The 12,784-nt window shown below is 43.4% G+C and carries 16 protein-coding genes and 1 riboswitch; of the genes, 12 read left to right on the top strand and 4 right to left on the bottom strand.

From position 1 onward, the window contains the following. Positions 1-184 precede the first annotated feature (184 nt). Positions 185-314, top strand: a riboswitch (FMN riboswitch). 160 nt (positions 315-474) lie between these two features. Beyond that, positions 475-1,056 (top strand): ECF transporter S component, encoded by a 582-nt coding sequence (locus tag CVD19_RS01625; RefSeq protein ID WP_101580280.1) that lies wholly within the window; start codon positions 475-477, stop codon positions 1,054-1,056. A gap of 140 nt (positions 1,057-1,196) precedes the next feature. Here CVD19_RS01625 and CVD19_RS01620 read toward each other — a convergent pair whose 3' ends face one another. Further along, entirely contained in the window at positions 1,197-1,445 is a 249-nt protein-coding gene (locus CVD19_RS01620; RefSeq protein ID WP_079509594.1) for a ferredoxin, read from the bottom strand. A gap of 291 nt (positions 1,446-1,736) precedes the next feature. On the opposite strand from CVD19_RS01620, the gene CVD19_RS01615 reads away from it, so the two are divergent. The 5 genes from CVD19_RS01615 (at position 1,737) to CVD19_RS01595 (ending at position 6,162) form a co-directional block, all read left to right on the top strand. Further along, positions 1,737-2,801, top strand: a complete 1,065-nt coding sequence (locus CVD19_RS01615) for a helix-turn-helix domain-containing protein (protein ID WP_101580123.1) — start codon at positions 1,737-1,739, stop codon at positions 2,799-2,801. After that, on the top strand, positions 2,792-4,282 hold the full coding sequence (locus tag CVD19_RS01610; protein WP_101580122.1) for a RecQ family ATP-dependent DNA helicase: 1,491 nt from the start codon (positions 2,792-2,794) through the stop codon (positions 4,280-4,282). The genes CVD19_RS01615 and CVD19_RS01610 overlap by 10 nt, the downstream gene beginning before the upstream one ends. Before the next feature lie 7 nt (positions 4,283-4,289). Continuing rightward, positions 4,290-4,892: a CPBP family intramembrane glutamic endopeptidase gene (locus CVD19_RS01605; protein ID WP_101580121.1), complete on the top strand. Its 603-nt coding sequence runs from the start codon at positions 4,290-4,292 to the stop codon at positions 4,890-4,892. Further along, on the top strand, positions 4,885-5,571 hold the full coding sequence (locus tag CVD19_RS01600; RefSeq protein WP_101580120.1) for a LysM peptidoglycan-binding domain-containing protein: 687 nt from the start codon (positions 4,885-4,887) through the stop codon (positions 5,569-5,571). Before CVD19_RS01605 ends, CVD19_RS01600 begins: the two co-directional genes overlap by 8 nt. Before the next feature lie 132 nt (positions 5,572-5,703). Next, on the top strand, positions 5,704-6,162 hold the full coding sequence (locus CVD19_RS01595; protein ID WP_101580119.1) for a YpbF family protein: 459 nt from the start codon (positions 5,704-5,706) through the stop codon (positions 6,160-6,162). A gap of 95 nt (positions 6,163-6,257) precedes the next feature. Here CVD19_RS01595 and CVD19_RS01590 read toward each other — a convergent pair whose 3' ends face one another. From CVD19_RS01590 to CVD19_RS01580, 3 genes are read right to left on the bottom strand one after another with little or no spacing between them, the layout of a single operon-like run. Beyond that, a complete protein-coding gene (locus CVD19_RS01590) occupies positions 6,258-6,827 on the bottom strand; it encodes a manganese catalase family protein (protein WP_101580118.1) in 570 nt (189 codons plus the stop codon). A 24-nt stretch (positions 6,828-6,851) separates the two neighbouring features. Then, positions 6,852-7,112 (bottom strand): spore coat protein CotJB, encoded by a 261-nt coding sequence (locus CVD19_RS01585; RefSeq protein WP_101580117.1) that lies wholly within the window; start codon positions 7,110-7,112, stop codon positions 6,852-6,854. Then, on the bottom strand, positions 7,109-7,339 hold the full coding sequence (locus CVD19_RS01580) for a spore coat associated protein CotJA (RefSeq protein ID WP_101580116.1): 231 nt from the start codon (positions 7,337-7,339) through the stop codon (positions 7,109-7,111). The genes CVD19_RS01585 and CVD19_RS01580 overlap by 4 nt, the downstream gene beginning before the upstream one ends. Positions 7,340-7,485: 146 nt before the next feature. Here CVD19_RS01580 and CVD19_RS01575 point away from each other — a divergent pair, with 146 nt between their 5' ends. From CVD19_RS01575 to CVD19_RS01550, 6 genes are all read left to right on the top strand, one after another. Next, positions 7,486-8,118: a CBS domain-containing protein gene (locus CVD19_RS01575; RefSeq protein ID WP_101580115.1), complete on the top strand. Its 633-nt coding sequence runs from the start codon at positions 7,486-7,488 to the stop codon at positions 8,116-8,118. A 60-nt stretch (positions 8,119-8,178) separates the two neighbouring features. Continuing rightward, positions 8,179-8,574 (top strand): hypothetical protein, encoded by a 396-nt coding sequence (locus tag CVD19_RS01570; RefSeq protein ID WP_101580114.1) that lies wholly within the window; start codon positions 8,179-8,181, stop codon positions 8,572-8,574. Positions 8,575-8,601: 27 nt separating this feature from the next. Beyond that, complete coding sequence (locus CVD19_RS01565; RefSeq protein WP_101580113.1) at positions 8,602-9,402, top strand: metallophosphoesterase; 801 nt, start codon at positions 8,602-8,604, stop codon at positions 9,400-9,402. Positions 9,403-9,566: 164 nt separating this feature from the next. Further along, a complete protein-coding gene (locus CVD19_RS01560; RefSeq protein ID WP_101580112.1) occupies positions 9,567-10,148 on the top strand; it encodes a genetic competence negative regulator in 582 nt (193 codons plus the stop codon). A 242-nt stretch (positions 10,149-10,390) separates the two neighbouring features. Continuing rightward, entirely contained in the window at positions 10,391-11,668 is a 1,278-nt protein-coding gene (locus tag CVD19_RS01555; RefSeq protein WP_101580111.1) for a Glu/Leu/Phe/Val family dehydrogenase, read from the top strand. A gap of 140 nt (positions 11,669-11,808) precedes the next feature. After that, on the top strand, positions 11,809-12,783 hold the full coding sequence (locus CVD19_RS01550; protein WP_101580110.1) for a YpdA family putative bacillithiol disulfide reductase: 975 nt from the start codon (positions 11,809-11,811) through the stop codon (positions 12,781-12,783). Position 12,784: the final 1 nt, after the last annotated feature.

Here is a 12,784-nt window from a genome sequence, read left to right as displayed (position 1 = left end):
GCCTCAGGTCCCATTTAAAAGGTATAATAGGGGCTGTGTTTGCATAAGGAAATGTTCGTATCTATGGCTGTTTGCACTAAAAAAGATAATATGTGTCAATCTTCCAAAATGCTTTATTTCGAGAAAGCATAAACCTTCACAAACATGCTGTCTTCCTTTATAATATAAAAGTAATAAAATAATGATCTATCTTCGGGGCAGGGTGAAAATCCCGACCGGCGGTGATGAGTTTATCTCTAAGCCCGCGAGCCTTTTAGGCAGGATTTGGTGCGATTCCAAAGCCGACAGTACAGTCTGGATGGGAGAAGATGGAGGTTCCGCAGGCGTTCAAAAAATGCAGGTTTTTGGACGATTATTAAGCGTGCCTTTGCAATTTCTCCCTCAAGCAACCGGCTTGGGGGTTTTTATTTGAAAAAGTGCATGCAATTGCTGAACCTTTCTTCTATGAGGTGGATCTCAAAAGGAGAGAGGAAAATGAAGAAATTTGGTGTAAAAGAATTAGTATCAATCGGAATGCTCAGCAGTATCGCCTATGTGTTAATGCTGTTGAACTTTCCGTTGCCAGCATTCCCAGCATATTTAATGGTTGACTTCAGCGACATACCTGCATTGATCGCTACGTTAGTTTTCGGGCCGTTGGCCGGTGTTCTTGTCGAGTTGTTCAAAAATGTTCTGGATTATTTTATGACTGGAAGCACAACAGGAGTTCCTGTAGGGCACATTGCCAATTTTATTGCCGGAACAGTGTTTATTTTGCCGACGTATTTTATTTATACAAAGCTTAAAACAAAAAAAGGGATGACATTGGCCCTTGTAGGCGGAACAGTTACCATGGCAGTATTGATGAGTGTCCTGAACTACTATGTGATCATGCCAGCGTACACCTTTTTCCTCAATGCGCCTGCAATGTCTTCACCGGCTCTGCGCCAACTTATTGTAACGGGAATACTTCCGTTCAATTTGGTAAAAGGGCTGTTCATATCGATTGTGTTTATGCTGCTGTTCAGCAGGATGAGCGCCTGGATCAGCAGGCAGCAATCATTCAAAAACGCTTAATGCTGTCCGCCGGACAAGGCGGATTTACAAATAGACAAACAAAAAGCAACGGCCTGCACCGTTGCTTTTTTCGTCATATAAAAACCCTCCGCGCAGAATATGGACGCGGAGGGTTATATGTAGCTTAAACTTTGGAAATTTTATTCAAACTTGGTAGCGTCACCATCAAATGGTTCATCGGCAACTTTGATGGAATCTGTCGGGCATCCTTCGAAGGCGTCCATCATGTCGTCGATCAATACATCGGGAATCTCCACGATTCCTTCGTTGTCATCAAGCGTTACAAATGCAATGCCTTCATCATCGTAATCATAAATATCCGGAGCAGCTGCACCGCAGGCTCCACACGCAATACATGTTTCCTTGTCAACAATAGTATACTTAGCCATGAAAAAACCTCCCAAAAATTAAACAATTTGCGTCCGTCTTCGTTAAAAAAATGTGAAAACGTATCCCTAATCCCTATTTTAAAACTGAATGAACAACTTTTCAATAAAAAAAACATTGAGAATACTTATCACGGCTGCATGGATCCGTATTTGGACAAAGGAAATAAATGCTTCGCAAACCATGTTTCATGTTAAAATAGGTTCATGAAGACTATTTTTTTGCTATATTTTTTTCAAAACCTGAGGATCCCTCAGGCTGTGTTGAATACATGTTTTAGCAAAGGTGATCAGATGCGAATAACCTATTTTGATACAGTCATACTTTTTTGCCTAAACAGAATCAACGGGGAACGAACGATTTATTCTCTGTATCACCTTTTTCAAGGAAAAAAATCTTCCCAGACAATCCAGGATGCTCATTTATTTGGTTTGTCATCGTTTTTTAACACAGTGCCTTTCATCAGAAGGGCCGGTCTTGAAGAGGCAGCGGCGATCCTCCACGATAAACGGCTGATCAAGGAAAATGAAGGAAGACGGTATTTTCTCACAGCAGAAGGGAAACAAGTGCTTGACGTACATATTGAGAAAAATCCGCTTCCGCTCTATTTGGATGGTTGGAAATACCATAACATGGCAGATTTGTTTTGGGAAAGGCTGTCATTATTGACACAGGTGAGTTCAAACCTTTTATACCGCCAAAAAACGTTCACCCCTGTGCAAAAAAGGAAAGAAACGACTGAGTGGGTAAAAGGTTACTTAAAACAGCAAGGATCAAATCGGGACCAGCTTGCAAAGGCGCTCTACAATGAGCTTCTCGAATGCCTCGAAAACAGGCAGGGCATTGATCCTGCCCTGCTGATCATGCGGCTTTCAGGGTACCGGATGATCGGCTTGACATCGATGCAGGCAGCTGAAAGAGCAGGTCTCGAATTTTTTTATTATCACCTTTATTTCTTAAACGTATTACATTTTATGCTTAATGAAATTATCGATAATCGGAGCAAGTATCCTGTTTTAAGCAATCTAATCATGGATCCTGGAAGAATTGTCCCGCTTACGATGTCAACGGAAAAAACATTTCAGTTGATCAGTGATGGAAAAACGATACAGGAAATTGCCAGGATCAGAAAATTAAAGGTAAACACAATCGAAGACCATGTGGTGGAAATCGCCCTAAATGTACAGGAGTTCGATATTAGGCCCTATGTTGAACTGGAAAAACAGCGAACCATATTGGCGGCAGCCAGGAAAATCTCTGCGAAAAAGCTAAAGGCGATCCGGGATGAAGCTAAAGATGCCACATATTTCGAAATCAGGCTGGTATTGGCAAGGCACGGTGAAGAGCAGTGGAATTAGAAGCTTATTTGAAAAGACGTTTTCAGTATGAATCATTCAGGCCTGGCCAGAAAGAAACCATCCAGTCGATTCTTGCACAAAAAGACACGATTGCGATGCTGCCGACCGGGACAGGTAAATCGCTGTGTTACCAGCTTCCCGGTTATTTGCTCAAAGGGCAGGTATTAATTGTTTCGCCGTTATTATCCCTCATGCAGGACCAGGTGGAGCAAATGATGCTGATGGGAGAAAAGAATGCTGTCGCTTTGAATTCGTTCCTTACCCCCGTGCAGAAGCTGCAGGTTTTGTCGGATTTGAAAAAATATAAATTTGTGTTTATCTCCCCTGAAATGATGGGTATTGAGGCAATTACCGAAAAATTAAAGAAAATGGAAATATCCCTGTTTGTCATTGATGAAGCCCATTGCATTTCACAGTGGGGCTATGATTTTCGTCCAGACTATTTAAAACTCGGCTCGGTTCGGAAGAAGCTTGGCAACCCGTTGACGCTTGCGCTTACAGCTACTGCGACTGCTGAAGTAAGGGAGGATATTGCGAGGCATCTCGAATTGAAAAATTGGGAAGAGGTGATTTATTCTGTCGACAGGCCTGAAATTTCTATTTCGGTAGAACAACTTGATGGATCCCATTCGAAGCTGAAACGCACCATCGAACTTGTAAAATATCTGCACGGACCAGGAATCATTTACTTTTCCAGCAAAAAAGTTGCAGAACACACGGCTTCCATCCTCCGTGAAAAGGGGGCAGGGAAGGTAATGGCATACCATGGGGGACTGGACCAGGAAAGCAGGATACTCATCCAGCAGCAGTTTATTCACGGCCAACTGGATGTGGTATGTGCAACAAGTGCCTTTGGAATGGGAATCAACAAAAGCAATATCCGGTATATCATCCACTACCACATGCCCATGCAAATGGAATCATACTTGCAGGAAATCGGCAGGGCTGCAAGAGATGGAAAGGAAAGTATAGCTATCCTTTTATATGCGCCGGGAGATGAGCAGCTTGCCTTACAGCTTGCTGAGGGTGAACTGCCTGACGAAGCCCAAATTGACAGGCTGTTTTCCTGGGCTGCAGAAAACGGACGTGGAATTCACACAATTTCCGGCCATGAAGAGGAACTCCGGCAGTTGTGCGGATTTACAGAAATTCAGTGGCGTATAGCCAGGGATGTTCTTGATGGACTGCATGCCCCGGGCATCGAAGAGACAAAACGCAGCTTCACATCATTTATCTCTGACAGGCTTGAAGTGAAACGGTCGAAAATTTTCAAAATGCTTCAATGGATTCATTTTTCAGGCTGTAAACGGCAATTCATCCTTGAATACTTTGGTGATAAGGTCCAAGGTATGACGCAAAACTGCTGCAGTTCTTGCGGCATTGATACTCGCCGATTTAAAGACACCGGCTTAACGGAACAGAAAAAAGATTCAGGACCCGACTGGAAAAAACAACTGGCATTGTTATTAAAGAATGAGTGAGTCGACTATGAAGAATAAGTACAAAGACCTGGTGAAACAGCTGACTGACAAAGAGCTGCTGTTCCACTTATATGCTACGCAATTATTACTATTAACGATATCCGCATTTTTAGGTATGATATTATTTGACAGCTTCTCGCAATTTAAAAAGCTGATTGTCTGGCATGATTCGCGAATCCTGATCATTGGGGGTTCTGCAGGGCTCCTGGTAGTTGCCGCTGATTTAGTGTTAATGAAATTACTGCCACGGTCGTTTTATGATGACGGCGGATTGAATGAAAAAATTTTCAGGGACAGAAACGTTTTTCATATTGGAGCAATCGCGGCAATCGTCGCCGTCAGCGAAGAAATCTTATTCAGGGGAATCATACAGGCACATTTTGGCATCATCATTTCGAGCCTGGTTTTTGCAGTTGTTCATTACAGGTATTTATTCAATTGGTTTTTATTTACGAATATCATTTTACTAAGTTTTTTAATTGGCTTTATATTCATGCTGACTGAAAATCTGCTTGTTACTGTATTTATGCATTTTTTAATAGATTTTCTCCTTGGGATAAGCATCAAGTTGAAGAATCATAGTGAACGGGACGGGATGTTGAATGAGTAAGGAAGACCCATATAGAGACCAGGCCGAGCGGCTGCGGAAGAAAATAGACCGAAACAGAGAGCACGCTCCGGTCAAGGCAGATAAATTGCCTCCCCGCAGCGAGCTGCACAGGCAGAAACAATCCAAAAATAAATGGAAGCTAAAATACCCGGTCCTCAGGATGCTTGTATTGTTTTTCATTTTACTGCCCATTTCCATTTTCAGCGCTTATAATTATCTGGATGGGAAGAACAGTCCAGCCAATACAAATATAAAAGAGACAACCGGATTCGAAACCATTGATGTAGAAGGGTCAGTGAAAAAGAATACAGATGGACAGGAAGATTCCGAGGAAGAAACTATCACTGAAGATGAAGAGATGCCGGCCGAACAGCCTGATGTGCAGGTAGATCCTTCCACACCCCCTCCGGCAACAGTGCCTGACAACGCTGGAAATAAAACAGCCCCTGAGCCGGTGGTCCAGGATGACAATGAACCAGCGCCACAGGCAGTCCAGCCTGATTCTGGCAGCGGATCTGAAACCATATACCACACAGTGGGTCCAGGCGAGACGCTGTACAGGATTGCAATGAAATATTACAATTCGAAGGATGGAATCGAGACAATCAGGAAGGCTAATAATATAAAAGGGAACGAGGTAAATAAAGGACAGGTTTTGAAAATTCCTAAAGACAATTAGTTTAAGCTGGTTCATTGAGCCAGCTTTTCTTTATTTTTTGTCATGATCCTCACATAACCACGGGGACAAGTTCATATATTTGGATATGAAATTGAAGGCGCGAGGCGCCTAGGCTGGACAAGGGGGAGGACAATGGAATCATCAATTACCAAGCTTGACGGGAGAACAGATAATGCTACAAAGAAAATGCTCCAGAGTGTTGTGGACAGAAAGCGGAAATTTGATAAATTTAAAAGCCGGCATGAAACCGTTATGTGGATGACAATCGCGATGACCTCCTGCTATTTTGTTTACCTGTATATTAATGTTGCCAAACCCTTTTATTATTCTTTTTCAGAAATGTTCTCTGTATTTGTCCAAAACTCTTCCAATCTATATTTCCTTGTTGTGATTGGCGGCAGCTATGGACTGATGAATCTGCTGAGGGAAAAGCGGGAAAAGGCCGAGAAGGAATACCACGCATTAAGATGTGAAATTATTGATAAAAGCAAAGACCTGTGGAAAAAAGAAGATGAATGGAAAAACCGGCATGTCGTATTCGAAATGATGAAAAAGAATTACGATATCAATCTATTCCACGAAAACAAATAGAAGCATCGTATGAGGATGCTTCTTTGCTTTTGAAAAAGGTGAACGCCCGTGTTTATGCTGTGACCTCATTATGCGGTTTCTTGAAGGAACTTTAATTAAAAAAATTGTTTTTTCCCTTGTTCCCCTTTTAAAATTTCAACTGCCTCCCTGAAGCGCTGGGAATGGACGATCTCCCGCTCCCTCAGGAACCTGAGGCCGTCATTCAAGTCAGGGTCATCGCTTAGATTGATTATCCATTGATAGGTGGCCCTGGCTTTTTCTTCTGCGGCGATATCCTCATATAAGTCTGCGATCGGGTCACCTTTGGCCTGGATATATGTCGCGGTGAATGGTACGCCTGCTGCGTTATGGTAAAAAAGTGCTTTATCATGGTCGGCATAGTGGTCCCCGAGCCCCGCTTCTTTCAGCTGTGCCGGAGTAGCGTCCTTTACAAGCTTGTAGACCATTGTTGCAATCATTTCCAGATGGGCAAATTCTTCAGTCCCTATGTCGGTCAATAAACCAATTACCTTATCAGGCAGTGTGTAACGCTGATTTAAATATCTGAGGGCCGCTGCAAGCTCCCCGTCAGCACCCCCGTATTGTTCGATCAAGTATTTTGCAAGGCGCGGATTACATGTACTGACTCTTACCGGGTACTGTAGTTTTTTTTCATAAACCCACATTCTGTTCTTCCCTCCAATTCCAGATTAAAGCTGCCAAGGCCAGGGAGCATCGTTCCAGTTCCACGGATATCCCGAATAGCTGTTTCCAAATTGCATAAGCGGACCATAATTCGTTTCAATGACTTTTTTTAAACGTTTCCGCTCTCTTGCATAATGGTTGAATTGATTGATGGCCCCCCCATCATCTGGATGTGTGTCAAGATATAGCTGCAATTCCACAAGAACGAAATCCACAGACTGGAGCTGTTCCATCAGTTCATAAAATTCCTGCGGCAGCTGCTTCATGACAGATTCTCCACCTTTCCATTCTCGTACGGTGAATACCAGGGATCATAAAATGGCTTCCAAAGTGTCCCTTTTTTCAATGCTTCCCGGGGCGGGAATTGAGGCAAATTTCGTGGCTGGAATCCAATATATAAATTAGGCGGGGTAGAATAGGTTCTTGCCGGTAAAGGGCGGCATGGATCGAAACGACCTCTATATGGATAGTAAACCTTCCTTAAAGTGTGCAATGGGAACCCTCCTTGTTAGTAGACGTCAGTTCATTTTATGAAAAAATAAATAATTCATGTTATTTTTGTTCATTATTGCAGGGATTTCTTCACGGTTCTTGAAATATATAATAATTGTCAGATTCTTATATTCAGAGGTGATTGGGTTGTTCGTAAAAAGCATAATGATACCAAAATTCAAGTGCTATACTGTCCAGAGTGACGAAACATTGGAAACCGCTCTGCAAAAGCTTGAGGAATACCAGATTGACGGTCTTCCGATTTTGAAAGGAGAAGAATATATAGGGGTTGTTACACGGTTTGGAATATATCAGTCATATTTTTCGTCCGACAAAAACAAAGATGAATATATGCAGGGAACACTTGTCACTGATATCGCAAAGTATCAGGACCGTTTCCTAAAGGGAAATGAAATTTTTGAAACGACATTGCTGGAGCTCAAGGACTTTCCGCTTCTTGCAGTCGTGGACGAAAACCGGAAGTTCCTTGGTGTGGTAACTCGTTCGGATGTGCTCGAACAATTTGAAAGTGCGTTTGGCATGCAGCGGAAAGGGGTTCGGATTGCGTTCACCTCGGTTGAAACCGAAGGAAGAATCGCCCGCCTTGCAGAAATCGCACATCAGTTTCATGAACACATCATCTCTCTGGTTACTTTCGATGAGACCGACAAACTTGTACGCAGGATCGTGATGAAAGTAGAAAAGAAGGATAATCTCCAACGGTTCATCCAAAAACTTGAGGGTTCCGGATTCCGGATTCTCGACATTCATGAAGATTGATGTTTTTTATAGGTAAAAAAATAGTCCTCTCTCATACATTGATATGGGAGGGGTTTTTTAATGCTGGGAAATGTAGTGAGGTTTATTTCAGGATTTGTTTGTACATATTTATGGACCGAATGGGTTCCAGTCAGTCACCCCTTTGATGTTAGTGAATTTTTTGTTGAGTTGGTGCTGGATCCGTTTGATTTTTTTGTTTCAGCCATCATCTTCATTATCGGACTGATCGCTTATGGTAGTCTCATTCGTGAAGGAATCAGGGCAGCCGGCCTTGTATCTAAGAAGAGACAAGGGGCACTGCTGCCGGTGTCTTTTATTTGGATCAGCATTTTGGCAGTTTTATTATTCTTATTTAAGGCAGGCCCATGGCAGATGATTATTTTTTTGGGTTTTTCCCTTCTGTATGGTATTATTTCTCTAGGCTTTAACGAGAAGAAATATTTGGTAAATAAATAACAGGCGACCTTCCCGGGAGGAGGACAAATGGCAATCTATATTGCGTTTATCACCATCGTATTATTTGCGGTTTCCTTGCTTGTATATATGTACATTGAAGCCCATTCCAACAGGATTTTATTTCATCAATTATTCTTTCCTGACTTTCCCGAAAGCTTTGGGGAAGTCAACATTTTTTTTATCTCCGATATCCACCGGCGAACTGTATCGGACACAATCATCTCCGAGGCCAAAGGAAAAGCAGACTTCGTTGTCATCGGGGGCGATCTGACGGAAACAGGAGTCAAACTTAAGTTGGTGGAGGAAAATATTGATAAGCTCAGGTTGATTGGACCTGTCTATTTCGTATGGGGGAATAATGATTATGATGAAGATGCCCATGAACTGGACGCATTATTGTTAAACAAAGGCGTCAAAATACTTGATAATACAGCCGTCAGGTTTGAGTCGGAATCGGGAGATATCCTTGTGTTGATAGGGGTGGATGATGTCGCGTTATACAGGGACAGATTGGATCTGGCCCTTTTGGATGCCGGCAGCCAGGGGTTTAAAATCCTTGCGAGCCATAACCCGCAAATAATAAAGCAGGTATCCCCTGAGCACCATATCCGGCTTCTCTTAAGCGGACACACTCATGGAGGGCAAATACGAATTTTCGGATTCGGTCCATACGAGAAAGGCGGAATCAGACAGGCTGGCAGCACGACGGTGCTGGTGAGTAATGGTTATGGAACAACCGCCTTGCCGCTTAGGCTTGGCGCAAAACCTGAGACTCATTTGATCTCGATCAAACATAAAAGCAGTGGCCAAGATAAATGGAAGGAATAAATTCTTCACCCGCCCGGACAAGCTATGAAGGCACTCAGTTTATTGGTTCCTGAGTGACCGGGTTTGTGAAGATTGACCGTGTTTTCCGCTCCTGAACAACTCACCATCCTGCACCTCTTTCATACACTACAACAAGAGCTTCGTTGACGGCAGGGGGCATGATAATGCGCTTAGAACGATTGACATATAATAAGATCAAAATTTTTCTGACTTTAGATGACCTCACAGACCGAGGATTGACAAAAGATGACATATGGAAGGATTCTTTGAAATGGCACCAGCTTTTTCATGACATGTTATTAGAAGCAAGTGAAGAGTTTGGTGTTGAGATTTTCGGCTCTGTTGCTGTTGAAATATTTGCGATTCAAGCGCAGGGAATGGTCATGATTGTAACCATGGAGGAGCAGGAAGGCGGAGATCAACCGTTTGATGATGGATTTATTGAAATGCAGGTGACAGTGGAAGGCTGTGACGAGATCCTGTACGAATTTACGTCCGTAGAGGAAGTCATCCAACTGGCCAAACGCCTGGATGAGAGCAACGTTAACGGAGGCAGCTTGTATTCCATGAACGGCCGATATTTTCTCCATATGGAAAATATGGATCCATCGGAAGGCAATAAAACTGTTTCACTGCTGGCTGAATACGGGAATCCTTCATTGCTCACCATACACAGAGTGGCTGAATACGGGAAAACGATAATTAAAGACAAGGCGATTGAAACGCTCGTGCATTATTTTCATTAAACAGGGCGGTTTCACCGCCTTTTTTTATTAGAAGATCCTGAATAAAATGGTTGTTTGCGTTTTAATGTGGCCATCCCCCATGCTTAGTAAAAAGCCGCTGATTCTTTGTTTTGGCAACGTTTTCATAAAATAGACGAAAAATGCGGAAAAGTGTTTTTTCCATATTGCATAAAACAAACAAAGGTGTATACTATGTCATGAAAGCAGCGAACATCCGCAAAAGTATTTTAGGAGGTTTACGAATGGTAGCCGCAGAAGGCAATGGAAATGCAAATATAGAAGACACGCATGACGTCTTACGATCTACGCAGACCGTTATTCATAAGGCTTTGGAGAAGCTTGGATATCCGGAAGAAGTGTATGAGCTGCTAAAAGAGCCAATCAGGATGATGACAGTTAAAATACCCGTCCGGATGGACGACGGTTCTGTGAAAGTTTTTACTGGCTACCGGGCTCAGCACAATGACGCAGTCGGACCGACAAAGGGAGGAATACGATTTCATCCTGGCGTTACAGAGAAAGAAGTAAAGGCGCTGTCAATTTGGATGAGTTTGAAGTGTGGTATCGTGGATCTTCCCTATGGCGGAGGTAAAGGCGGCATTGTTTGTGATCCCCGTGATATGTCTTTCCGCGAGCTTGAACGTTTAAGCAGGGGTTATGTCAGGGCGATCAGCCAGATTGTAGGGCCGACCAAGGACATTCCTGCTCCAGATGTTTTTACCAATTCACAGATCATGGCTTGGATGATGGACGAATACAGCAGGATCGATGAGTTTAATTCACCGGGTTTCATTACCGGAAAACCGCTCGTACTGGGCGGTTCACATGGCCGTGAGTCTGCGACGGCAAAAGGGGTTACTATTTGTATCAGGGAAGCAGCCAAGAAAAAAGGCATTGAACTGGTTGGTGCCCGGGTCGTTGTGCAAGGATTCGGCAATGCAGGAAGCTATCTTGCGAAATTCATGCATGACGCAGGCGCTAAAGTAATCGGCATTTCGGATGCTTATGGTGCGTTACATGACCCGGATGGCCTGGACATTGATTATTTGCTAGACCGCCGTGATAGCTTTGGAACGGTGACAAAGCTGTTCAATAATACATTAACAAATAAAGAACTGCTGGAATTGGATTCTGATATCCTTGTTCCTGCAGCAATTGAAAACCAGATTACAGAAGAGAACGCCCATAATATCCGTGCCAGCATTGTGGTGGAGGCTGCAAACGGGCCGACTACGCTGGAGGCTACCCAAATCCTTACAGAACGTGGAATATTGCTTGTTCCTGATGTTCTGGCTTCAGCAGGCGGAGTCACAGTTTCATATTTTGAGTGGGTTCAAAATAACCAGGGTTACTACTGGACCGAAGAAGAAGTTGAAGAAAAACTTGAAAAAGTCATGGTCAAATCATTTAACAGCATTTTCGATACTGCCCAGACACGCCGGGTGGACATGCGGCTTGCTGCCTATATGGTTGGCGTCCGCAAAATGGCCGAAGCAAGCCGGTTCAGAGGCTGGATCTAATCAACAGCCGGCCTGCACGAGGCTGTAAGTCCTCTGCATTGAATAAAAATGCGAAATCTCCTATCATTTAATGATGGGAGATTTTTTTGTAAACGATATTATTATGAAACTGTTTTTGATTTGTTAGGAGTGGACGGAACATGAAGGCAGAACAAGTTATCATAGTAGGCGGCGGTCCTTGTGGGCTGGCAGCCGCCATTGCACTGAAAAAAATCGGCAAGGATCCGTTAATTATTGAAAAAGGCAATATTGTAAACGCAATTTACCATTATCCTACACACCAGACTTTTTTCAGCAGTTCTGAAAAACTCGCAATTGGCAATGTGCCTTTTATAACTGAAGAGCATAAGCCGAAGCGGAACCAGGCACTTGTCTATTACCGCGAAGTCGTAAAACGGGAGCAGCTGCGCGTACATCCTTTTGAAAAGGTGCTCAGGGTAGAAAAACTTCAAGATGGGACATTTAACATTATGACGGATAAGCAGGAATATAATACTCGGTATTGTGTAATTGCAACAGGCTATTACGACCAACCCAACTATATGAATGTTCCCGGCGAAGACCTGCCAAAAGTCATGCACTATTTCAAAGAAGCCCATCCGTATTTTGACATGGATGTCGCGGTGGTCGGCGGAAAGAATTCAAGTGTCGATGCTGCGATCGAGCTTGTTAAAGCAGGGACAAGGGTTACTGTCATCTACCGCGGCCATGAATATTCCCCAAGCATAAAACCGTGGATTCTGCCGGAGTTCGATTCCCTCGCCAGAAACGGCAAAATAAAGATGGAGTTCAATTCCCATATTCTCGAAATAACAGATAAAGAGCTTGTATATGAGAAGGATGGGGAGAAGAAAACAATCAAAAATGATTTTGTGTTTGCCATGACCGGATACCATCCAGACCATGATTTTCTCAGAACAATGGGTGTGAGGATAGATGAGGAAACCGGAAGGCCTGCGTATGACCCTGAAACGATGGAAACGAATATCACCGGCATCTTCATTGCCGGCGTCATCGCCGCCGGAAACAACGCCAACGAAATCTTCATCGAGAACGGAAGGTTCCACGGCGGACAGATCGCTGAGGCGATCAGGAAAAGGGAACGAGAGGGATAGA

The sequence above is a fragment of the Bacillus sp. T33-2 genome, from assembly GCF_002860205.1.
In the GTDB taxonomy this organism is placed as follows: domain Bacteria; phylum Bacillota; class Bacilli; order Bacillales; family Cytobacillaceae; genus T33-2.
The sequence above is the reverse complement of the archived record's forward strand: the minus strand, read 5'-3'. Positions and strand labels throughout refer to the sequence as shown.

What these genes read in the sequence shown, in the direction of transcription:
- CVD19_RS01550 (WP_101580110.1), top strand. Translation starts at nt 11,809, where the DNA reads ATGAAGGCAGAACAAGTTATCATAGTAGGCGGCGGTCCTTGTGGGCTG.
- CVD19_RS01555 (WP_101580111.1), top strand. Translation starts at nt 10,391, where the DNA reads ATGGTAGCCGCAGAAGGCAATGGAAATGCAAATATAGAAGACACGCAT.
- CVD19_RS01595 (WP_101580119.1), top strand. Translation starts at nt 5,704, where the DNA reads ATGGAATCATCAATTACCAAGCTTGACGGGAGAACAGATAATGCTACA.
- CVD19_RS01585 (WP_101580117.1), bottom strand. Translation starts at nt 7,112, where the DNA reads ATGAAGCAGCTGCCGCAGGAATTTTATGAACTGATGGAACAGCTCCAG.
- CVD19_RS01605 (WP_101580121.1), top strand. Translation starts at nt 4,290, where the DNA reads ATGAAGAATAAGTACAAAGACCTGGTGAAACAGCTGACTGACAAAGAG.
- CVD19_RS01625 (WP_101580280.1), top strand. Translation starts at nt 475, where the DNA reads ATGAAGAAATTTGGTGTAAAAGAATTAGTATCAATCGGAATGCTCAGC.
- CVD19_RS01570 (WP_101580114.1), top strand. Translation starts at nt 8,179, where the DNA reads ATGCTGGGAAATGTAGTGAGGTTTATTTCAGGATTTGTTTGTACATAT.
- CVD19_RS01565 (WP_101580113.1), top strand. Translation starts at nt 8,602, where the DNA reads ATGGCAATCTATATTGCGTTTATCACCATCGTATTATTTGCGGTTTCC.
- CVD19_RS01615 (WP_101580123.1), top strand. Translation starts at nt 1,737, where the DNA reads ATGCGAATAACCTATTTTGATACAGTCATACTTTTTTGCCTAAACAGA.
- CVD19_RS01620 (WP_079509594.1), bottom strand. Translation starts at nt 1,445, where the DNA reads ATGGCTAAGTATACTATTGTTGACAAGGAAACATGTATTGCGTGTGGA.
- CVD19_RS01590 (WP_101580118.1), bottom strand. Translation starts at nt 6,827, where the DNA reads ATGTGGGTTTATGAAAAAAAACTACAGTACCCGGTAAGAGTCAGTACA.
- CVD19_RS01560 (WP_101580112.1), top strand. Translation starts at nt 9,567, where the DNA reads ATGCGCTTAGAACGATTGACATATAATAAGATCAAAATTTTTCTGACT.
- CVD19_RS01600 (WP_101580120.1), top strand. Translation starts at nt 4,885, where the DNA reads ATGAGTAAGGAAGACCCATATAGAGACCAGGCCGAGCGGCTGCGGAAG.